Annotated in this window: 14 protein-coding genes; 11 read left to right on the top strand and 3 right to left on the bottom strand. The window is 58.0% G+C overall.

Going from position 1 to position 22,302, the window contains the following annotated elements; genetic code table 11:
- Nucleotides 1-206 precede the first annotated feature (206 nt).
- The 4 genes from C100_RS44850 to C100_RS44835 are packed head-to-tail and all read left to right on the top strand — an operon-like array spanning nucleotide 207 to nucleotide 3,992.
- Complete coding sequence (locus C100_RS44850) at nucleotides 207-1,310, top strand: WcbD protein (RefSeq protein ID WP_024021710.1); 1,104 nt, start codon at nucleotides 207-209, stop codon at nucleotides 1,308-1,310.
- Nucleotides 1,310-2,122, top strand: coding sequence for an ABC transporter permease (locus C100_RS44845; protein WP_024021709.1), 813 nt, complete (start codon nucleotides 1,310-1,312; stop codon nucleotides 2,120-2,122). The genes C100_RS44850 and C100_RS44845 overlap by 1 nt, the downstream gene beginning before the upstream one ends.
- Entirely contained in the window at nucleotides 2,119-2,775 is a 657-nt protein-coding gene (locus C100_RS44840; RefSeq protein ID WP_024021708.1) for an ABC transporter ATP-binding protein, read from the top strand. Before C100_RS44845 ends, C100_RS44840 begins: the two co-directional genes overlap by 4 nt.
- A complete protein-coding gene (locus C100_RS44835; protein ID WP_024021707.1) occupies nucleotides 2,772-3,992 on the top strand; it encodes a glycosyltransferase family 4 protein in 1,221 nt (406 codons plus the stop codon). Before C100_RS44840 ends, C100_RS44835 begins: the two co-directional genes overlap by 4 nt.
- Here C100_RS44835 and rfbD read toward each other — a convergent pair.
- From rfbD to rfbA, 3 genes are read right to left on the bottom strand one after another with little or no spacing between them, the layout of a single operon-like run.
- Nucleotides 3,976-4,833, bottom strand: a complete 858-nt coding sequence (gene rfbD, locus C100_RS44830; protein ID WP_024021706.1) for a dTDP-4-dehydrorhamnose reductase — start codon at nucleotides 4,831-4,833, stop codon at nucleotides 3,976-3,978. The two genes, C100_RS44835 and rfbD, sit on opposite strands and share 17 nt — an antisense overlap.
- Nucleotides 4,830-5,375, bottom strand: a complete 546-nt coding sequence (gene rfbC, locus C100_RS44825; protein ID WP_024021705.1) for a dTDP-4-dehydrorhamnose 3,5-epimerase — start codon at nucleotides 5,373-5,375, stop codon at nucleotides 4,830-4,832. The genes rfbD and rfbC overlap by 4 nt, the downstream gene beginning before the upstream one ends.
- A complete protein-coding gene (gene rfbA, locus C100_RS44820; protein WP_031310230.1) occupies nucleotides 5,372-6,256 on the bottom strand; it encodes a glucose-1-phosphate thymidylyltransferase RfbA in 885 nt (294 codons plus the stop codon). The genes rfbC and rfbA overlap by 4 nt, the downstream gene beginning before the upstream one ends.
- A 551-nt stretch (nucleotides 6,257-6,807) precedes the next feature.
- On the opposite strand from rfbA, the gene C100_RS44815 reads away from it, so the two are divergent.
- The 7 genes from C100_RS44815 (at nucleotide 6,808) to C100_RS44790 (ending at nucleotide 22,183) form a co-directional block, all read left to right on the top strand.
- Nucleotides 6,808-10,389 (top strand): hypothetical protein, encoded by a 3,582-nt coding sequence (locus C100_RS44815; protein ID WP_152536533.1) that lies wholly within the window; start codon nucleotides 6,808-6,810, stop codon nucleotides 10,387-10,389.
- Between the two features lie 232 nt (nucleotides 10,390-10,621).
- Nucleotides 10,622-11,158: a hypothetical protein gene (locus C100_RS44810; RefSeq protein ID WP_152536532.1), complete on the top strand. Its 537-nt coding sequence runs from the start codon at nucleotides 10,622-10,624 to the stop codon at nucleotides 11,156-11,158.
- Between the two features lie 51 nt (nucleotides 11,159-11,209).
- Entirely contained in the window at nucleotides 11,210-15,499 is a 4,290-nt protein-coding gene (locus C100_RS47630) for a glycoside hydrolase family 99-like domain-containing protein (protein WP_052028388.1), read from the top strand.
- Between the two features lie 355 nt (nucleotides 15,500-15,854).
- Nucleotides 15,855-19,157: a glycosyltransferase gene (locus C100_RS44805; RefSeq protein WP_024021701.1), complete on the top strand. Its 3,303-nt coding sequence runs from the start codon at nucleotides 15,855-15,857 to the stop codon at nucleotides 19,155-19,157.
- A gap of 65 nt (nucleotides 19,158-19,222) precedes the next feature.
- Nucleotides 19,223-20,110, top strand: coding sequence for a sulfotransferase domain-containing protein (locus C100_RS48075; RefSeq protein ID WP_084625516.1), 888 nt, complete (start codon nucleotides 19,223-19,225; stop codon nucleotides 20,108-20,110).
- A gap of 19 nt (nucleotides 20,111-20,129) precedes the next feature.
- Nucleotides 20,130-20,864 carry a CatB-related O-acetyltransferase gene (locus C100_RS49390; protein WP_084625515.1) on the top strand — a complete coding sequence of 245 codons (735 nt, stop codon included), beginning with the start codon at nucleotides 20,130-20,132 and terminating at the stop codon, nucleotides 20,862-20,864.
- 407 nt (nucleotides 20,865-21,271) lie between these two features.
- Nucleotides 21,272-22,183, top strand: coding sequence for a heparin lyase I family protein (locus tag C100_RS44790; RefSeq protein ID WP_031310225.1), 912 nt, complete (start codon nucleotides 21,272-21,274; stop codon nucleotides 22,181-22,183).
- The last annotated feature ends 119 nt before the right edge of the window (nucleotides 22,184-22,302 follow it).

The following is a 22,302-nucleotide window of genomic DNA, read 5'->3' as shown; positions in this document are numbered from 1 at the left end:
GCCGATCATCGTGATTTTCATAATGCCAGACAGCCCCTGAGTAGGATTGGGATTTTGCCCTAGCACGCCCTCTGCTGATTACAAAGGAAGAGTGCTTCAATGCAACCGACGAGCCGTGGCGTGGGTCCGTTGCCGCGTTGCAATATGCTGGACTTTGGCTGAAGCAGCTCCTAACACAAGCCCGAACCACGGGCTGACGGGTGTCGATGATAAAAATTCCTGAACGCGTTGGTAAATTACCGACCCTGTTTGTTGTTGCGGTACTTGTTCCTACCGCAATCTCCATTTTATATTTCGCGCTATGTTCTGATACATATATATCAGAATCTCGCTTTGTGGTCCGCAGTCCCGAAAAAGAGTCCAGCTCTGGCTTGGGTTCCCTGATGAAGCTGGGTGGTGGCTCCAGTAGTGGCAATGAGGGCTATGCCACTCATGACTATATTCTTTCGCGCGACGCGCTTGAGACGTTGAACCGCGATGGGCTGGTCAGCAAGGCTTACGGGAATCCGTCCATCTCGTTCCTCAACCGTTTCGATGCCGATGATGCGTCTGGGGGACGTGAGCGGCTCTATAGATATTATATGAAGAAGATGGAGGTTGTGCACGAACCGGCGTCTTCTATCACTACGTTGCGCGTTCGCGCCTTCGCGCCGCAGGACGCCTATGAGATTAACCGTCGTTTACTTGTCCAAGCTGAGTCGCTGGTCAACAAACTGAACCAGCGCGCGCGTTCCGATCTCATCAACTATGCCACCAAGGAACTGGAAGAAGCAAAGGCGGTCGCCCGTGATGCTGCGCTCGCGCTGTCGGATTATCGCAACCGCGAGGGCGTGGTGGATCCTGAACAGCAGGCGACGGTGCAACTGCAGATGATCTCTAAGCTGCAGGACGAAATGATCGCGACCAAGACTCAACTGGTCCAGTTGCGGGCCTTCACACCGCAGAATCCCCAGATCCCGATCCTTCAGACTCGCGTACAACAATTGGGCAGAGAGATTGATCAGCAGATCGGACTTGTGGCGGGCAACCAGAAATCCCTCGCGGCAACGGCAGCGCAGTTCCAGCGGCTCCAGCTCGAAAGCCAACTCGCGGATAAAGAATTGGGGGCCGCCATCAGTTCGTTGCAGGAGGCGCGCAACGAGGCGCGGCGCAAGCGCGCTTATGTGGAGCGGATCGTTGAACCCAGCAAGCCTGATTATCCTGCGGAGCCGCGCAGGCTTCGTGGTATTCTCAATACCTTTGTTGTCGGATTGGTGGTTTGGGCATTGCTGACGATGCTGGTCAGCGGCATTAAGGAACACAAGGATTAATGGCTACGGAGAGTCAGGGCGAGCCGCAGACTGATCTTCTGCGATCCTGGGCGGTCCAACGGCGAGTGATCGCGGCTCTCATTATGCGCGAGATCATTACGCGCTATGGTCGCCACAATATAGGCTTTCTCTGGCTCTTTGTGGAACCGATGCTGTTTACCGTCGGTGTCACGTTGATGTGGACGTTGACGAGATCGGTACATGGCGGTTCCAGTCTGCCGATCGCAGCCTTTGCAGTTACCGGCTATTCGAGCGTGCTTGTCTGGCGTAATATGCCGTCACGGCTGGTCGGTTCAATCGAACCGAATCTATCGTTGATGTATCATCGAAACGTACGAATACTGGACATTTTTATCTCGCGCCTGTTGCTGGAGGGGATTGGCGTCGCGATGTCTTTTTTCGTCCTTACCCTCTTCTTTGCGGCCATCGGGTGGTTGAGCTTGCCGGAAGACCCGGTGAAAGTGGTCGTCGGGTGGCTTATGTTGGCTTGGTGGGGCTGTGCGCTTGGCATGTTCCTTGGTACCCTGTCGCATCAAACTGAACTGGTCGATAAATTCTGGCATCCGATGTGCTATCTCTTATTTCCCCTGTCGGGCTCTGCTTTTCTGGTCGATGCTTTGCCACCGACTTTTCGCGAATGGATTCTCTACCTCCCCATGGTGCATGGGATTGAATGTGTTCGGGACGGGTTTTTTGGATCGCTTTTTACACCCCATTATGACCTGGGTTATATGGCGATGATAAATTTGGCTTTCACTTTTGCCGCTATGGTGCAAATCCGTCGTGTGAGCCGCAATTTGGTGCCGGCATGATCCAGTTGGATAAAGTCTCCAAAGCATATAGAACCCGAACAGGTCGACATTGGGTTTTTCGTGATGTTAGTTTTACGATAGGCAATAGCGAAAAGATCGGCATTTTGGGGCGAAATGGCGCGGGTAAATCGACGCTGATCCGCCTGATCGGCGGCGTCGAGCAGCCCACGAGCGGTCGGATATCGAGTGAGATGTCCATATCCTGGCCGCTCTCTTTTTCGGGGGCGTTTCAGCATTCGCTCACCGGACTTGATAATCTGCGTTTCATTTGCCGCATCTATGACAAGGATCCCGATGTTGCGGCGGAAGAGGTGGAAAATTTCGCCGAACTCGGCCGTTATTTGAAGGAGCCGATTAAGACCTATTCGGCGGGTATGCGCGCGCGTTTGGCTTTCGGCATTTCTCTGTCGGTCGATTTTGATTGTTTCCTCATTGATGAAATCGTGGCGGTCGGGGATCAGCGCTTTCAGGACAAATGTTTTCAGGAACTGTTTGTCAAACGCGCAGATCGCGCGATGATTATTGTGTCGCACAATGACAAATATATCCGCGCGCATTGTGATCGGGCCGCAGTATTGTCGGGCGGTACTCTGACGCAATTCGACGATATGGACGCAGCCTATGATTATTATCAGGCACAAGAAGGGGAATGACCTGGTTCGCCCGGCTGCGGAGGCGATTGCTGCCTCCAGCGGCCGACCGGTCGCACCAGCGTTTGCTGGTGGATATTTCGACGATCGCGCAGCATGACGCGGGAACGGGCATCCAACGTGTCGTCCGGGCAATCTGGCTGCATCTTTACAGTCTCGACCTTGGCAGCATAAAGCTGCTTCCCGTCGCGGCCACCGCACGGCGGGGCTATTCTATCGCACAATATGATCCAGCGACGGGCCGTTTTTCTCTGCCCGATCCTGCCACACCGATCCTGCGTGCCGGTGCAGGTGACATATTTGTTGGTCTTGATCTGGCGGCACACAGGCTTGCTCGTCACGAGCGCCAACTCGCTCGGTGGCGCCGTGCTGGCGCGACGATCAATCTCCTTGTTTATGATTTGCTGCCACTTCAGCGCCCCGACTGGTTTCCGGTCAGCACTGGCAGGAACTTTCGCAAGTGGATCAAGGTTCTGGCGCGTCATGCCGATCGTGCGATCTGCATCTCTGATCAGGTCGCGCGCGACCTCGCCGACTGGTTGGATGTAATGCGCGCGCCGCGGCGCGAAGCCATCGACCGCTATGTCATTCCACTAAGCGGCGCGATCGAGGCGTCCCGTCCGACCGTCGGAATGGGCGAGCGGGGACACAAGGCATTGGAACGCCTTGATCGTCATCCCTGTATCCTGATCGTCGGCACGATCGAACCACGTAAGGGCCATGACTGTCTCATTGGTGCGATGGAGCATTTGTGGAGCATGGACGGCGACGCGCCTCATCTTGTCGTCGTGGGGCGTCCGGGGTGGCGTACCGAAACATTGCAGGCGCGCATGGCCGCGCTTGAAGAGCAGGGCGATCGCTTCACATGGCTGCGTGACGCGTCCGACGAACTGTTGAGCGCGCTCTACGCCCGCTCTACGCTGGTCGTCGTCGCCTCGCGAGGGGAAGGATTTGGCCTGCCGATCGTCGAAGCACTAAGGCATGGCCGCAAGGTTCTGGCGCGCGATCTACTCGTGTTTCGCGAACTGACGCGGCCGGGGCTCTATTATTTCAACGACGACGCGCCCGAAGCGTTGGCGACGCGCATTCAGGAAACTTTATGTTTGCCCGACCCCGCCCCCTGGCCGGGCGAAGGATGGGAGGGCAGCGCGCGGGCATTGCTCCACGCGCTGGGGCTGGAGGGCGCCATGGCCTCGCCCGTCGTCAGCCCTGCGCCTTGATCTCTTGCATCATAACACGCAGGTTGGCGCGCCAGTGTGGGGTGGGGCCGCCGAGCGCATCGAAGGTCGATGCCTTGTCCAGTACGGAATAATGCGGACGCGTGGCAGGGGTTGGGTAAGCGCTGGTGGGAATGGGCACGATGCGCGCTTCCTGTGTCAGCAGCCCTGCCGCCAGTCCTTCTTCCTGGATCGCGACTGCAAAGTCGTACCAGCTCGCCGCGCCGCTGTCGGTATAATGGTGAATCCCCCGCACACCATTGGCCGCCATGGTCCAAAGCGCGGCGGCCAGGCCCGGCGCATAGGTCGGCGTGCCGATCTGGTCGGCGACGACACGCACTTCAGGCCGCTCCGCCATCAGGCGCAACATCGTGCGGACGAAGTTGCCGCCCGTTGGGGCATAGACCCAGGCCGTCCGTACGATCAGGGCATCGGGTCCAGCCAAGCGTTCACCGGCCAATTTGGTGCGCCCGTAGGCGCTTAATGGGCCAGTTGGAGCATCGGGCGCGTAAGGAACGCCCGACAGCCCGTCAAACACGAAATCGGTCGATACATGGACGAACCGTGCGCCGACATCGCGCGCGGCCTGTGCCAGCGTGCCCGTCGCCGTTCCATTAATGGCGAGCGCCAATTCCTCTTCCTGCTCGGCCTTGTCCACGGCGGTATAGGCGGCGGCATTCAGCACCAGATCCGGTTTTTCCTGCGCGACGAAATCGCGCACGGCATCTGGCTGGGTGATGTCGAGCTCGTCCACATCGACGCAGGTGAGTACGGCGTCCGCCGGCGCGGTGGCTTGCAGGCCGCGTCCGAGCTGGCCTTTGGCGCCAACGATCAACGTCTTCATGCGAAAGCCTCGATTTCGTTCAGGGATTTGGCTTGCGCGTCCTTGCCGGAAAGCTGTGGCTCGATACCTTCGAGCGGCCATTCGATACCCACGGCGGGATCGTTCCACATCAGCGAATGCTCCGCTGCGGCATCATAGGGCGCCGTACATTTGTAAAGAAACTCGGTGCCGTCCTCCAGCGCGACGAAGCCATGAGCGAAGCCTTCGGGCACCCAGAACATGCGCTTGTTCGCGGCCGAAAGCTCGACGCCCACCCATTTGCCGAAATGGGGGCTGGACTGGCGGATATCCACGGCCACGTCCCAGACCCGGCCTGCGACCACGCGGACCAGCTTGCCCTGGGGGTTGGGGTTCTGGAAATGCAGTCCGCGCAGCACGCCACGCGCAGATTTGCTGTGATTGTCCTGAACGAAGTTCAGGTTCAATCCCGCCGCCTGAAAGCTGTCGGCGTTCCAGCTTTCGTAGAAAAAACCGCGATCGTCACCAAAGATGCGCGGTTCGATGATCAGTGGACCGGGAATGGCGGTCTCGACGATGTTCATGCGATCGCACCTTTACCCTTCAACAGGTCCAAGAGATAATTGCCGTAGCCGCTCTTGCGCAGCGGTGAGGCGAGGGCTTCGAGTTGCGCGTCGTCGATGAAGCCTTGGCGCCAGGCGATTTCCTCGGGGCAACAGATTTTCAGGCCCTGGCGGTCTTCGGTCACTCGAACATAAAGGGCTGCATCCAGCAGCGAGCCGTGGGTGCCGGTGTCGAGCCAGGCATAGCCACGACCCATAATCTCCACCGACAACGATCCTTCCTCCAGATAAAGGCGGTTGAGGTCGGTGATTTCCAACTCGCCGCGCGGGGAGGGGGCGAGGTCGCGGGCCATATCGACCGCACGGCCATCATAGAAATAGAGGCCTGTGACCGCATAGTTGGACTTTGGTTGTTCAGGCTTTTCTTCGATCGTCTCTGCGCGACCGTCGGCGTCGAAGGACACGACGCCATAGGCCTTGGGGTCGCTGACATAATAGCCAAAGACCGTGGCGCCCGCGTCCCGGCGTCCGGCGCTCAGCAACAGGTCAACCAGACCATGACCATAAAAGATATTGTCGCCGAGCACGAGCGTCGAAGGATCGCTGCCGACGAAATCGGCTCCAATATGATAGGCTTGGGCGAGGCCCTTGGGCTCGGGCTGGACAGCGTAGGATAGCGAAATGCCCAAATCCTTTCCGTCGCCCAGCAAAGCGCGGAAAGCGGGGGCATCATGGGGAGTCGTGATGATCAAAATTTCGCGAATGCCGGAAAGCATCAGCGTCGACAGCGGATAATAGATCATCGGCTTGTCATATACGGGCATCAATTGCTTGGAGACGCCCTTTGTCAACGGATACAGCCTTGTGCCGGACCCGCCGGCCAATATTATTCCCTTGCGCACATGATGCTCCCTACGAACTGTTGGAGGTTTAGAATGCGCCTGACATGATTGCAAGGCGATGTTGCGGTGCGAAAAATCCGCTGTCTTGACAAATGCCTAAGCTAAAATGGAGGCCTCAAAGAAAATTCAGTGTCGCGGTTCTGCGGGTGCGGATTCGCTATAGAGGCAAATGGTGGTGTAAGCGCGGCAAAACGTGCCGTGGCTTGAATTGAGCATATGGCAATAGCGTCAGCAAATAGTCATGACTCATGGTTAGTTGCGGCGTTTAGGCGGAGCCGCCGGGGGTTTCTCATTGACAGGCAGGGCGTTGCAGTCCGAATGTAGCGACCGGCGAAGCTAAGGGGCGGTTACAAGTGAACGATAGTGTGTCGACGGCGCAAGGGCGGGTTGCGGGTGAGCCAGAACCGGATCAGGCACATGGGGAAAATCCTTCCAACGCTGCTTTGACCATGCCCCCTCGCACCGCCGTTATGATTGTTGCAATGCACCGTTCGGGCACAAGCGCACTGTCGCGTGCGCTCAACCTGCTCGGCTGCGACATGCCACCACGCTTGATCGGCGCCGACCAATGGAACGCGGCGGGTTATTGGGAATCGAAGCCGATCAAGGATCTGAACGAAGAGATGCTGGTCTCGGGCGGCGGAGAATGGAGCGAATGGCAGGAGTTTAATCCTAACTGGTTTCGATCTTCCGCCGTGCAGCGGTTCCGCGATCGCGCGCTTGAACTGGTCGGCAGCGAATTCGGCGATTCCCCATTGTTCGTTTTCAAGGATCCGCGGCTTAGCATCCTGATGCCCTTCTGGCGCGCGATCTTCGATGAGTTGGGGATAGAGCAGGTCGCGATACATCCACTGCGTAATCCGGTGGAAGTGGCGCGTTCCCTGGAGCGGCGCAATGATTTTCTGATGTCCAAGGGCATCCTTCTCTGGCTGCGATACACGCTCGATGGCGAACGGGGCACGCGCGGGATGCGTCGGCTCTTCACGACCTTCGATGAGTTGATGGAGAATCCAGCGGGCGTCATCCGGCGTTCCCAGGAAATTCTCGATATCTACTGGCCCCGCAATTCCGATAAGGCCCGGCGAGAAATATCCTCCTTCCTCTCAGCGGATATGCGGCATCATCGCGATGGGCCGCAGGTGCTGCAAACGCTGAGCTACGCGACGGACTGGGTTGTCAACGCCTATGACACGCTGAGTGGTTTCGTGACGAATGGCGAAGACGAAGCTGGCCGCGCCGCGCTCGACGCGATCCGAGCCGAATTCAGCGCGGCCGGCAATGCCTTCGGTGCCCTCGCGAAGGACAATGAGGAGCGATTCACCAGAATCGCGCGGCTTCAGAATGAGCGTAAAGAAGCGCAGGCGCTACGAGCTGAATTGGAAAGCGCAGCCACAGCCGCCAAAACCGAAATTGAAGCGCTTCGAACCAGCAAGGCGGAACTTGAGCGTGGTCTTTCCAATGTTCAGAGTCGGCTGACGGCGCTGGAAGCAGACAAATCGACCCTCGATCAGCAGCATTCCGAAATCCGGCAGGAACGGGATGCGCTGCTCGAACGCGCCAGAACGATGGAGCAGGCGACCGCCAAGGCCCATCAACAGCGTGACGAACTCAAAGCTGCGCAGGCGGAGATCGAGGCGCGCGCGGTCAAGGCGCAGGAAAAGGCCGAAGCGATCCAGCGTGCCAAGGAGGCGCTTGAAGGCCGCCACCTCGCGACCCAAAAAGAGCGCGATACGTTGCGAGATTTGCGGACAAAGCTGGAGGCGGATGTAGCGAACGCCCTGGCTGCGGCCAAGGCTGCCAAGGAACGCGCCGATGTCGCGGAGCAAAAGGACGCGGCGCAGCGGCAAGCCAGTGCCCAGGAGCGCGAGAAGTTGCATGCCGCGGTGGCGGAGCGGGATCAGGCGCTCCACGCGTTGCGCGGCGAACTTTCCTCCAACAAGGAGACGCTTGAGGCGCAGGCCGGGGAGCTGGCGGAGCGTGAGGGGGTGGTCGAGTCGCTGCGCGGCGAACTTTCCAGCAAGAATGAGGCGCTTGAGGCGCAGGTCCAGGAACTTACGGAGCGCGACAAGGCGCTGCAGACCTTGCGCGACGAACTCTCCACCAGCATTCAGGCGCTGGAGACGCAGGGTCAGGAACTGGCGGCGCGCGATGAGGCGCTTGGATCACTACGTGGGGAGCTTTCCGCCAAAGAAGAGGCGCTGGAATCGCAGGCTCGGGAACTGGCGGAGCGCGACGGGGTGCTCGAGTCGCTGCGCGGCCAACTCTCCGCTAAGGATGAGACGCTTGAAACGCAGGTTCGCGAACTTGCGGAGCGCGATCATGCGCTCGGGTCGCTGCGCGGCGAACTCTCCACCAAGAACCAGGCGCTTGAAACACAGGCCAAGGAGTTGGCGGAACGTGATGATGCGCTGGGATCGCTTCGCGGTGAACTGACCGCCCGGAATGAGGCGCTGGAGACGCAGGCCAAGGAACTGGCGGAGCGTGAAGAGGCGCTGGGATCGTTGCGTGGTGACCTTTCCGCCAAGGAAGGGGCGCTGGACGCGCAAACCAGGAAACTGACGGAGGCGCTGCGAACCCTTGCCGAGACAGAGCAGTCGTCGGCCGACTATCAGTTGAAGGCGACCCAGACAGAGGCCTTGGCGAAGCAGTGGGAAGACCGTTCTCGTGAACTGACCGAGCAGCTGGCGCAGGAGCGGGCGACGCATGAGGCGGATATCGTTCGTCTTCAGGACAGTCTGGCGCAAACCGAAAGCGCCTTGCGCCAGCGTCAGCTGGAGACCGAGCAGGCGGCAGAGGCGCTGTTGAACGCCAAGAAGGTGGCGCACGACGAACGGCAAGCCGACGCGGAGGTCAAGGCGGCGCTGGAGCGCGCGCTGGCCGACAGCCATGACCAGCTCAAGGAATTGGAGCGGGCGCGGGCGGCTGCGGAAGCGGCTCTCAAGGCGCGTTTCCAGGAAATTGCGGTGCTTACCGAGCAATTTGCACTGCGCGAGGTGGAACTTGCGCAGGCGCGCCAAGCCCTCGAGGAGAGCCGCCAGTCGCTGGACCAGGTAGCGCGTTCACTGGGCGAGCGCGATGCGCAGTTGCACGAGCTGCGCACGTCGGCCGACCAACGCGCGGCGGAACTGTCGCAGGCCCTGGAAGAGGCCGGCCGGTCGCGAATGTCTGCGGAACAGTCTCTGCATGAGCGGGAGATCGAAGCGCAGCAGCTGCGTACAGCCGTCAACCATCGTGAAGCAGAGCTGGCAAGCGCGCGGCAGGCGCTTGAGGAGTTCAGGCAGTCCCAGGCGCGAACGCAGCACATGCTTGCGGAACGCGCGGTTGAGATGGAAGAACTTCGGGCGACGGTGGGCCGGCGAGATGCGGAGCTGTCACGAGCGCGGCACGCTGCGGGCGCGCTGGAAGAGTCGAAGCAGATGATAGAGCGTTCGCTGCAAGAGCGCGACGATCAACTCGAGCAGTTACGCGCGACGGTGAACCAGCGCGAGGCTGATTTGGCGCAAGCGCAAGCGATGGGGGATGAGAATGGCCGGTCGCTGGATCATGCGCGAAAGTCCCTCCAAGACAGCGAGGCACAGATCAAGCAGTTGCGGACCATATTGACCGAACGCGAGTCCACCCTTCACGAGCACCACGACAAGCTGGCCGCCACACGGGAAGAAAATGCTCGGCAAGCCGAGGAATTGGCGCGTGCCCGTGCTTCCCTGCAAGACAGGGATGCGCAGTTTGCGAAGGCCAGGCAGGATCATGACGAGGCCGTCCGGACCGCCGAAAATATGTTGCAAGATGTGTCGCGTAAGAAGGAGATTCTGCGCGCAACCGCCATTGCCAACCAGAATAACAGCGTCGCGTTGTATCGGCGGTTGCTGGCATCCCTTGAAACCATGCTGGCGCAGGCCGTGCTGCCCCTTCCCCAATTCACCCGCCGGAAAACCGAACAGCGGCAGCGCAGATTGCTGGTGGAACATGCCGCTTTTGACGCCGACTGGTATGTCACGACCTATCCAGATGTAGCGGTCTCCACTCTCGATCCTGCGCTCCATTTCATCCGGCACGGCATGGCGGAAGGCAGGTCGCCCAATGCCGAAATGGCCGCGTTGCGCGCTCTGGCTGAAGCAGGCTCGAACATATGAGTTCTCGCCACGGACGCCTATACCGGCCGCATCTCGGTCGATCGGGACAGGATCGGACAGGTCCGCGCGATCCGGGAGCGAAGTCATGAGGCAAGCCATGGCGAGCGGTGAAAATATCTTGGACGAAGGAAGCGAAGCGTTGGAGAATTTGGAGAGCCAGTTGATGTCGGCCCAAGATGCAGCGGCGAAGCATCAGCGGATCGCCGAAGACAGTGCGGCCGAGTTGCGCTTTTTGCGCGCGCAGGCGGCGGACGAAAAGGCTGCGCGCCAAGCGGCTGAAGACCAGGTTCGCAGGGCGCAGGACGAACTGCAAAAGATGAAGGCGGAATTGCTCGCTGCAAAGGACGATTTGGCCGGCGCGAGGCGTGAGCATGAGGCTGCGCTTGATGCTCGGTTCAAGGAGATTTCTGGCTTGATGAAGGCGCTTCAGAAGGCGCAGGATCGCGACGCGCATGTCGCCGATCTGGTGTCACACGCCAACAGGTTCCAACTTCTGTTCACGCGGCTGCTTAATGCGCTGCTCAAGCAGTCCGCGCCGCGCTTTCTCCCCAAAAACGTCAGGGTGCAGCGTAAATGCGCTTTGATGGAGAAGCACAGCCTGTTCGAGCCAGCCTGGTATCTGGAACAGAATCCGGATGTGGCTCAGGCGGGGGTCGATCCGGCGGAGCATTTCGTGAATCACGGATTGCGTGAAGGACGCGCGGTCAACCGTACGATGGAAGATTTGCGCCGCAGCATGGCGGCGCTTGAGGACCAGAAACACGCGTAACGTGATCGCACAGGGCCTGGTTTCTGGCCCATTCATTGCTGCAAAAGGCCGATGATGCTGAAATATGATGATCTCGCCCGGGAAGTCGAGCAGTCTGGGCTGTTCGACGCGGACTGGTATGTGGAAAATTTCCGGGACGCCAAGCTGCTGGACCTTACGCCGCTGCAACATTTTGTCCGCTTCGGCCTATTGTTGGATCGCGACCCCGGCCCTCGGTTCGACACGCGCCATTATATGGAGACGAACCCGGATGTCGTGGCCGCGGGCATGGCTTCGCTCATCCATTATATCCGGTTTGGCGAGGGCGAGGGGCGCCAACCCTTGCCGCCGCGTAAACAGACCGTCGAACTGGATCGGCCGAAGGAAGCGGTGCGCGCCGATCTTAAATGCGAAGTGCGTCATGCTACCGATGCTTTCGGACTACGCGGTCTGGAACCCAAGGCGCCGGTTGCGGTTATCGCCAATCTTGCCACGAAAAATGATGGCGCGCTTGTCCAGCAGGCGTTGACCGGGCTGGGCGAGGTCGATCTTTTTCTGCTTGGCTCGATGGAACGACTCGACGCAGCCGCGCTGCCTGCGACGATAAGATCGTTGACGCTGCTGGGCGATGCCGATGAAGTCGGGAATGCGCGTTGTTTCGCCAGGGTAGCAGGCTCGGGCGCTCTGGATGGCTACGCCGCCGCCCTGTGGCTTTCGCCGCAGGACGCGGTCGCCAATCTGCCCGGCGATCAGATCGTCCGGGTGGCCAATCAGAAAACAGCCTTTCATGACGATCCGCAATGGGGCCTTGGCGGCGCGCGGACGGCGGCGCTGAACCGGGACGACCCCGCGTCCAAGATGCTGGTGGCCGCGCTCAACACCGCCTTGCCCCGTCTGGGGCTTTCTCTGGGCCAGGGCGTTCTGCAAATTCCCGAGGGATGTGCCGTCTGGTTCAAGCCGCTCCTCGCCCGCGTTCTGGGAGTTGCCGTGCGGCCTGCGGAACTCGCCGGGCCTGGCGATGCGAGCAAATTTCCGGGACGCGCGACGGTTCTTGCCCTGCTCGCCGCGGCTGCCCGCGAAGGCGCAATGGAAACGCGCGACAGTACGCCCGGCGTCGTACCGGCGGTGGCGACCGATCGCACTTTGAAGGCCGTGGCCTTCTACCTGCCGCAATTCCACCCAATCCCGGAAAATGACAAATGGTGGGGCAAGGGCTTTACGGAATGGGCGAACGTGGTTCGCGGGCGGCAGTTGTTCCGGCATCATTATCAGCCCCGCGTGCCGGCGGACCTGGGCTATTATGACCTGCGCCTGGAAGATACTCAGGTGATGCAGGCCGATCTTGCGCGCCAATTCGGCATCCACGGTTTCTGTTTTTATTATTACTGGTTCAACGGCAAAAAGCTGTTGAACCAACCCATCGAACAATTTGCGCGATCGTCGCGGATCGACACCGGTTTCTGTGTCTGCTGGGCGAATGAGAACTGGTCCCGTAATTGGGACGGGCAGAACCGACATGTGTTGATGCAGCAGGATTATTCGCTGGAAACCAACACGGCCTTCATCCACGAAATGATCCCGATGATGAAGGATCCGCGCTGGATTCGCTATTGCGGCAAGCCGGTGCTGCTCGTCTACCGTATCTCGATCATTCCCAACTGGCTGGAAACAGCCCGCATTTGGCGTGAAGAATGCCGCAAGGCGGGGTTGGGCGAGATTCATCTTTGCGCCGTCCGCTTCGGTCTGGAATCGCTGGCGGGACAGCCGCAGGACCATGGTCTGGACAGCTATGTCCTGTTTCCCCCCCATGAAGGTGCCCGGCTCGACCTGCGCGACAAGGTGCATGACCTGCACAAGGATTTCGGGGGCGACATATTTGATTATGGCGCCGTAGTGGACGGCGACATAGAAAAATATGGCGACGGCTATGACTGGCCAGTGCATCGCGGCACGATGCTGGGGTGGGACAATACCGCACGACGGCTCACCGATGCCCGGATTTTCCAGGGTGCGACCCCGCAGGGATTCCGTCGCTGGATCAAGGGCATTTTAGAGCAGGAAACTAAGCATAACAGCGCCCCTGAATCGCTGATGTTCATCAATGCCTGGAATGAATGGGCCGAAGGCACCTATCTGGAACCCGATCAACGCTGGGGTGCGACCAATCTGGCGGCGTTCCAGTCTGCGGTGCAGGCAGTTCCGGGCCTCAAGCCGGCCATGCTGCCCCCTGGCGTCGCCGCGCAGCCCAAATCCGACGGCAGGCTGGCGCATCTGGGCAATCCGCTGGCGGGGGATGGCGCCATGCCGCGCGGACCCGTCTGGTATCGGGGCTATAAGGAAGTCGATCCTTCAAAGCCCACCATTCTGCTCTGCGCCCATATTTCGGGTCATCAGCTTTTCGGCGGTGAACGCAGCCTGCTGGACATGCTGGAGGCGTTTGCGGACATGCCCGTCAACGTCATCATGACGCTGCCGAGCGATAATAACCGCGCCTATATCGAACATATCCAGAAGCTGTGCGCGGGGGCCTATGCCTTCCGTTACCCGCAATGGATGGACAATCGCGACTGCTATGCCTGGTTGATGCTCGATTTCGCCGACATCATCGCCCGTCATGCAGTCGATATTGTCCATGCCAATACGATCGTGCTGCTGGAACCGATTGCCGCCGCCCGGCGCATGGGGCGCGTGGCGCTGACCCATGTGCGGGAACTGATCTCCCTTGACGAGGGGCTTCAGGAACGGATGAAGCAGACGACGGGAGAAATTGTCAGCACCATGTTCAGCCGCACCGACTGGCTGATCGGCAATTCCCGCGCGACCTGCGATCTGTTCGCCCGTGGAGATCGTACCCTCTACGTGCCCAATGCGGTCACGGTCGAGGATTTCGAGATGCGGAATCTGTTTGGCAACACTATCAAATTCGGCATCGTCAGTTCCAACATCCCGAAAAAGGGCATTGCCGACTTCGTCGAGGTCGCGCGATTGGCCGCCGCCCGCACCAGCCGCGCCAAATTCGTCATCGTCGGTCCGCGCACCGCCCAGATCGACGCGTGGATGGAAGAAGTCGCCAACGGCGAACGCCCGGACAATCTGATCTTCGCTGGCTACAAAGACAGCGCCCGTTCCGCCATGTCGGAACTCAACATATTGCTCAACCTGTCGACCTTCGCTGAATCCTTCGGTCGCACCGTTGCGGAGGCGCTGGCCGCAAACCGGCCGGTCATCGCCTATCGTTGGGGCGCGTTGTCCGAACTCGTGCAACATGGCCAGACCGGCTACCTCGTCCCCTTCAAGGATGTTGCCGGCGTCGTCGATGCCGTGGTCGATCTGTGCGAACATGATCACAAGATTGCAGAGATGGGGGAAAAGGGCGCCGCTTTCATCCGGCAGAATTTCTCGCAGCAACGGCTGCGGGAACATGTGGCGCAGGCCTATGAGCAGGTTACCGGCCGACCGATGGCGGAAGACGCAGATGTCCAGGGGGCGGAGCATCGCCCCACGGTTGCCCAGACGATCGGCGCGGCGTTGCCCTGCACGATCGTTATCCCGGTCTATAATGCGCCTGAGGAGGTTCGCGCCTGCATCGAATCGGTCATCAAACATAGCGACCTGCGCGAAACGCAGGTGCTGATCATCGACGACGGCAGCCCCGATCCAGCGATCGCGCCCTTGCTTGATCGGTTCGCAGGAACTCCCGGTCTCACCATCATGCGATCGCCGAAGAATCTCGGATACACCAAGACGATCAATCTTGGCATCGCCCATGCGGCGGGACGGGACGTCATCTTGTTGAACAGCGACACCGTGGTCACACCCCGCTGGCTCGAAGGACTGCGGGCTACGGCCTACAGCCGGTCGGGGGTGGGCACGGTGACAGCCATGGGCGATAATGCCGGCGCCTTCTCCTTCCCCACATTCAACCAGAAGTGCGACAAGCCCGCGCATCTGATGCATGAGGAATATGCGTTGATGATGGTTCAGGGGGCGATGGACTGCGCCGCCCCCGAAGTGCCGACCGGTTCGGGCTTCTGCATGTATATTCGTCGCGCCATGATGGACGCCTGTGGCACATTTGACGAGGAAGGCTTCCCCCGCGGCTATGGCGAGGAAAACGACTTCTGTATGCGCGCCATGAAGGCGGGCTGGGTTAACCTGATTTCGCCCTGGTCGTTCGTCTTCCATGTCCGCACCGCCAGCTTCAAGGGCGAGAAGGACAAACTGATCAAGGTGGGCGTTGATGTGGTCATGCAACGCTATCCCGATTATGCTCGCCTGGTGAAAACGGCCTTCTCCGCACCGGCCATGGCGTCGCTCCGCGAATCGACAGCCAGGGTGGTGAAGGAGGTTCATCTCGAGTGACGAGCAGGGCAGGAGAATATAGGAAAGGCGGGTGAATCGGTGGTCGACGGCGGCTTGGATCCGTTGCCATGAGCGCTTGGCCCAGATGCATTGCAACTGCTCAATTCAGGGCTTGATCTAGGCCCCAGGTTCATTTTCTCGACGGGAAAACAGCCTATTAATCGCACAGTTTGACAGAACTGCAATTGCAACGGTCAGCTTTGTACTTGCTTTGCTGCAACTGCGAGTACAATCTGAGTTTATTCAACAAAATTGACGACCAACTGTCATATGTCGCGTATAGCGGTGGGAGGGGATTGTGGAGGGTCAGCAAGTGCTGGCCATCTGTGAGTTACGATGCGATGCGAGGGGCCAAGTGCAGAAAGTCATTCTAGCGGAAACTTTTCCGGCCGAACATTTAGCGCTGATCAAGCAATCGCCCCTCTTTGATGAGGATTGGTATCTTCGAAACTACCCCGATGTGCAGATTCTCGGATTGGACGCCGCCGAACATTATCTTTGGCTCGGCGTGTTGCTGAAGCGAGACCCTTCCGCTGGATTTAGTACCGCCGGCTATCTCGAGATGAACCCGGATGTCGGTGCCGCCGGGATGAATCCGCTGCTGCATTATGTCCGGAACGGCTTTCGCGAAGGCCGCAGGCTTGCCCCTCGCCGACGCGCGCTCGATCCTTCCGCGTGGAAGCAGGGGGGCGTTGCGGTTATCGACAATGCGCCGTCCGTCCTGCTGTGCGCCCATGAGGTCAACGCTCATATGTTTGGGGGCGAACGCAGTTTTATCGATATGCTCGAAGCACTCGCGCAGATGCGCCTGAACGTTTATGTGACGGTGCCTCAAGAGGGGAATGCGGAATATATCGAACTGCTGCGCCGCAAATCCTGCGGCCTGTTCGCCTTCCCTTATTATCAATGGACAAAGAACCGGGGGCCTGACGAAGCCTCGATTGAGGATTTCACCCATATTATCGAGCAGTGCAATATCAGTCTGGTATATTGCAATACGATCGTGCTGGTTGATCCGCTGATCGCGGCGCGCCGGACGGGGCGGCTCACCGCTGTCCACGCGCGCGAACTGATCGATCATGACGAACATTTATGCAACCGCATGGGCATGGATGCGCAAGGGATCATTGATCGTATTTTGCAGCAGACTGATTATGTGGTCGCCAATTCGGCCGCCACGCAAAAGCTGTTCGCCCATAGCCGTCGTAGTTTCCATGTGCCCAATGTGGCGAAGGTGGATGCGCTCGACATGCCGAATCCGATCCAGGACAAGATCGTCTTTGGCATCGTCAGTTCGAACATTCCCAAAAAAGGGATCGCCGATTTCGTCGAGGTGGCGCGTCGTGCCGAATCGACCGTGCCCGATGCGTTTTTCCGGGTTATCGGCCCTGATAATGACTATGTAGCCGAACTGAAGGAAGCGGGCTTGCCGGGCAATCTGGAATTTGCCGGCTATGCCGAATCCCCCGCTCAGGCCATGGCGCAAGTCAATGTCGTGCTGGCCCTGTCCCATTTTGCCGAATCCTTCGGCCGTACCGTCGCAGAGGCGCAGGCCGCCCGGCGGCCGGTGATCGCTTATCGCTGGGGTGCGGTGCCCGAACTGATCGATGACGGGCAGACCGGCTTTCTAGTCAACTATAAGGATGTCGACGCGGTTCTCGCTCGCGTGGAACTTCTCTGTAAAGAGCCCGCGCGCATCGCCACGATGGGAGAGGCTGGCCGGGAAAAGATATTGCGACAGTTCGCACCAGTGGTTCTGCGCAATAATCTGCGCCACGCGCTTTCGGCAATCCTGAACGAACCGGTGGCGCTCAGAGCCGATGAAACGCGGCGTCTCACGATTATCGTTCCCGTCTATAATGCTCCCGATGCGGTCGAGCGTTGCCTGCAATCAGTGTTGACGCGCACCGACCTCACGCGACACCGTGTGCTCATGATCAACGATGGCAGCAGCGATGAACGTGTGCAGCCGCTGCTGGACCGTTTCGCCCGCAATCCTGGCTTCCACCTGATGATCAATCCGCAGAATATGGGGTATACGCGCACCATCAACCGCGGCATCCGTTGGGCGGCTGAGGATGATATATTGCTGCTTAACAGCGATACCATCGTCCATGATGGTTGGATTGAGGGAATGCGCAAAGTGGCGTTCGGGACACCCAAGGCGGGTACTGTTACCGCCATGGGCGATAATTCCGGTGCCTTCTCCTTCCCCACCTCCAATATCGTTAATCCCAAGCCGGACGATATGTCCTATGACGATTGGGCGCGACGGATCATCAGCTTCACGGAGGAATCCGATCCGATCGACGTTCCCACCGGCAACGGTTTCTGCATGTATATCCGCCGTGACCTGATGGACCATATCGGTTTGTTCGATGAAGAGGCGTTTCCCCGCGGCTATGGTGAGGAAAACGACTTCTGTATGCGGACGATCAAGGCTGGATGGAAAAACTTCATTTCGCCCCATGCCTATGTTTATCACCAGCGCACGGCCAGTTTTGGCGCTGAAAAGGAAGGCTTGATGAAGACGGCGATGGAAATCGTCAATCAACGCCATCCCGACTATGTCCGCAAGGTGAAGGCTGCCTTTGGGTCGGGCCGCATGAAGCAACTGCGCAATCTCGCTGCCAAAGCCTATGACGAGGGAGTGCTGGCTGTCAGGCCGGCGTGGCGTGACGCCCCCGTTGGCGAGCCGATCGACAATGTCCGGCATCGCGTGGGGCCCGAACGGCGCTTCCTATCCCTGAACCAGATGATGATTGACTGGCATAGCCTGCGCGGTCAGGCGCCGCAGCGTGACCCGGACCTCGTGTCGATCATCGTTTGCGTTTACAATCAATATTCGTTGACCAACAAATGCCTGAATGCGCTGGCGCGCCATTGTGGCCGGGCGAAGATCGAGATCATCATGGTCAATAATGGCAGTGATGACGAAACCTCTGGCCTGCTGGACAGTTGGGCGGAGCGTGACGGCCGCGTTACGGTCATCCACAATTTCGACAATCTCAATTTCTCGCTCGGCAACAATGTTGGGTTCGCCGCTTCGCACGGTTCGCGGTTGGTATTCCTGAACAATGACACCGAAGTTCGGGCGGGTTGGCTGGATCCGCTGCTGGCGCCGCTCGCCGATCCTGAAGTGATGGGCACCCAGCCCAAACTGCTTTACCCCGACGGTAGGGTGCAATGCGTCGGTGTTGTTTTTTCGGGCAAGACGGCGCTGGGCTACCCCATTTATGTCGATGAGGCGGCGGACTCTCCGCTGGTGGCAGCAAATCGCCGTTACCGCGCCGTCACCGGCGCGTGCTTCGCTGTGCGAGCAACCGATTTCGCGGCGGTGGGCGGTTTCGACCCGATCTTCATCAACGGTCAGGAGGATATCGACCTCTGCTACCGTCTGGGTTATGGCCGCCACGTCTTCGAATATACTGCCGGCTCGACAGTGACGCATCATGAAGGCCGGACGAAGGGGCGGGGACGCTTCATCATCCACAACCGCTACAGCTACGCCGCGCGCTGGAACGATGCCTTCCCCGGCGATGATGCCGATTTCTATGCCCGCGACGGGTTTATGGTTGCGGAATATATGATTGATAGGCCAGAACTGGAAGAAGCAGGCATCGCCTGCTGGCGTGCGCGAATTGAGACGAAGGCCTGACGGGACATGTAGCGAGAGCCCCCCTCTTTCGAGGGGCGGCTAACAAATTGAAAGATTTAAGTTTAATGGGTTTAGATGTTCGCCCCAACCTCATCATAGCTGGCGCGCAGAAGGCAGGAACAACGACGCTGGCAACGCGATTGGCGGCGCATCCGGAAATATTCATGCCACCGGAGAAGGAGCTTAACTTCTTCTCGAAAAGCAATTGGTACATGGAAATAGATGCTTATCTCCGTCGATATGCTCGCGCGGGTGAATATGCGTATCGTCTGGATGCTACGCCGGGATATTTATGGACTGACCGAGATGACACTCGATTTGTTGAAATCCCCCGCCGCAGCAAACCCGCGATTCCTGACTCGATAAGATCGTTGCTCGGTGATCAAACAAAAATTCTTATAATATTACGTCATCCATCACTGCGAGCGATCTCGGCGTTTTTTCACCAGTTTCGGATGGGCCGGCTCGAAAGTAAGGATCGCATTCGCCACTTGCCTAGGAAATTTGGTATAGTTGATATCGGTTTTTATTCAGATCATATTGAAAGTTATCGACATGCCTTTTCTGATGACCAAATTCAGGTTTTCTTTTTAGAACGATATGCAAAGAATAAATTATATTTTGACCGTATCATTTTTGACTGGCTGGGTTTGAATGCGGACGCCGTCGATCCCGCGAACTCGGGAAAATCAAAGGAAGATAGCAACGCCAATTTTCGTATTATATACGATCAAGGCGTTCTGGCCTTCAAAGATGGTCTTGGACAGGTCCGGCGTCTAAAAGCGGAAGACAGCCGATACAAGAAAATGCTTGAAATTGAACCGCCTATAGTGGAGCCTGAGGATATTGAATTTCTAAATAGCGCATATGCGGATGAGATCCTTCATATGCATTCTCTTTACCCTGATTTAGCCGAAATTTGGAGTATGCGCCCGACGCTGGCGGATTATTGAACAGGCGGGGATAACGCTCATGGAAATAAGCAATAAAGATAAAGATGTTGTCGAATCTTTTCGAAACTTTGGAATAAATCATAGCCTTGCTTCAAAAGATATTGCGCGATTCTGGGGCGAATTGGAGCCTCCGGCTCGGATCGCGGAAACCCGCATTTTTCATGATTTTTCCATGGGTGCTTTTTCCTATGTTAGCGGAGGCTTTCTCTATCACACGCACATCGGCCGCTATAGTTCTCTGTCGAATGGGCTTCACATCGGTCAGGGAAACCATCCTGTCGATTGGCTTAGTACGCATCCCTTTCAGTATCAGGGCGGCATTTTCGATCTGAGAGAGGGCTTTGAGTTTAAGGAAGCCTATGATGTGGATCGCCAATCCCACATGAAAAATGCTGTCTTGGATCGACCACAACCAACTCGCATTGGAAATGATTGTTGGATTGCGCACGGAGTGTACGTCAAAAATGGGGTAACCATTGGCGATGGTGCCGTGCTTGGCGCGCGCAGCGTCGTGACCAAGGATATTCCACCTTACGCAATTGCCGTTGGCTCTCCAGCGCGTGTGCTGAAATATCGTTTCGATGAGTTGTTGGTCGAGCGACTACTTCGGCTTCAATGGTGGCGTTTCGCTCCTTGGCAAATACGAAGCATCGAGTTTTCCAATCCGTCGCGGGCGCTTGACGGTCTAGAACGACTGATCGACGATGGACTTGAGGAATACGCTCCCGATAAAATAAAACTTCTGCGCCGGTAGCCGCACTTAGCGCTTTGTCAGATAAAATGGGCATATTCGTCATTAAGCATACATGCCAGAATTTTCGCCAGCGCCGCTACCGATTCAGACAAGCAATTATTTTGGCCCCGGCAATTGCTCACAATATCGCGTTAAAACTCTATTTTTTCTTCAACAGTGATGGCGCGAAGTGGGGGCGATTGGGTCAACATTATCTCCTATGAGATATAGCTGCCCTAGCTAGGTCGCCTCGGTGCCGAAATCGCACTCTCTGACGCCATTCGCGAATGAGTCAAATTAGTGATAGAATTTTTGTTAGTCGGGTTATCCTGTTCGGCTAATCGCATTTTGCCGGGCTACGATCTGCAATGCGGATCACTTTGCTAGGACGCACGTTCCGACTACCTACTGTCCAGAAGGTGAGTGGTATGAACGTCAAGAAGCCGCCTCTCAAATATATCGTGCTGCTATGCAGTGCCGCAGGATCAGCGGGATTGTCTCAACCGCAGCGTCGCCTCACGCTCGACTTTGATCAAAAGCAGGCTATGGCCGCCAAAGGCGCGTCCGCGATCGTTGATTCAAACAGCGACCAAGAGTTCCGCGCCACGATCGACAAGGGCACTCGCGCTGCCGATCGGCCGCAATTGGTCTCCCAAGGGTGCCATACGCCGCCTAGTTGCCTGCGTATCTCGCTTGATCCCAGCGCAAAGGGGGCGGCGAAGAACAAGATCATGTACAGCTTCTGGTCACATTACAAATCGCTGCCGGGCGGGGAGCAGGGGCGCATGGTAATTGGCGATAATCGTGTCACACGCATCCGCTTCGCTATGAAGTTGGGGGACAATTACGACACGCCGCCCCATCAAATGATCCATTTTCAGATATTCCAGCCCAAAGATGTCGGGAAGGCGAGTAAGGTTAAGACCGTCAACCCCGGCGGTCCCATCCTGTCGCTGCGCATCGTTCCGCAGTCCCGGCGGAAAGATAAATCGCCTGATGTTCAGGACTTCATCATCGTCGCCCGCAACCCGCAGGCGCAGAATCTCAAATATTACGACCGGCGCGATAATGGGGTTCTATTCCGCGGCCAGGTCCGCAAGGGCGACTGGAACAATTTCTCTTTCGTCCTTCAGTCCACCGATAAGGATGGACGCATGATTGGTCGCGTCGCCTTTTGGCTCAATGATGTGAAGAAAGTCGACCATCCTGTGGAGTGGGGCTTCGATCCCAAACGCTATGGGGTCAGTTCAAAGCTCGGTTTCGAACTGGGGAGCTATCGTAGCGCAGACCCCAACGGACATCAGACCGTGTATTTCGACGACATCACCCTCGATCGCTGAAACGCACCGGCGTTTTTAAAAACAAAAACCCGCCGGCGCATCTCTGCACCGGCGGGTTTTTTGCACCTGGTAAGGTCAAAGATGCGGGAGCCGCTCTCCTGATCCAGGGAGCGGCTCCC

This window comes from Sphingobium sp. C100 (genome assembly GCF_000508185.1).
Lineage (GTDB): Bacteria > Pseudomonadota > Alphaproteobacteria > Sphingomonadales > Sphingomonadaceae > Sphingobium.
Note: the sequence above shows the minus strand (reverse complement) of the source record. Positions and strands in the feature narration are given on the sequence as shown.

Bases quoted from the DNA above. Each gene is read 5' to 3' on its own strand.
- C100_RS44850 (WP_024021710.1), top strand. From the start codon at position 207: ATGATAAAAATTCCTGAACGCGTTGGTAAATTACCGACCCTGTTTGTT.
- C100_RS44845 (WP_024021709.1), top strand. From the start codon at position 1,310: ATGGCTACGGAGAGTCAGGGCGAGCCGCAGACTGATCTTCTGCGATCC.
- C100_RS44840 (WP_024021708.1), top strand. From the start codon at position 2,119: ATGATCCAGTTGGATAAAGTCTCCAAAGCATATAGAACCCGAACAGGT.
- C100_RS44835 (WP_024021707.1), top strand. From the start codon at position 2,772: ATGACCTGGTTCGCCCGGCTGCGGAGGCGATTGCTGCCTCCAGCGGCC.
- rfbD (WP_024021706.1), bottom strand. From the start codon at position 4,833: ATGAAGACGTTGATCGTTGGCGCCAAAGGCCAGCTCGGACGCGGCCTG.
- rfbC (WP_024021705.1), bottom strand. From the start codon at position 5,375: ATGAACATCGTCGAGACCGCCATTCCCGGTCCACTGATCATCGAACCG.
- C100_RS47630 (WP_052028388.1), top strand. From the start codon at position 11,210: ATGATGCTGAAATATGATGATCTCGCCCGGGAAGTCGAGCAGTCTGGG.
- C100_RS48075 (WP_084625516.1), top strand. From the start codon at position 19,223: ATGGGTTTAGATGTTCGCCCCAACCTCATCATAGCTGGCGCGCAGAAG.
- C100_RS49390 (WP_084625515.1), top strand. From the start codon at position 20,130: ATGGAAATAAGCAATAAAGATAAAGATGTTGTCGAATCTTTTCGAAAC.
- C100_RS44790 (WP_031310225.1), top strand. From the start codon at position 21,272: ATGAACGTCAAGAAGCCGCCTCTCAAATATATCGTGCTGCTATGCAGT.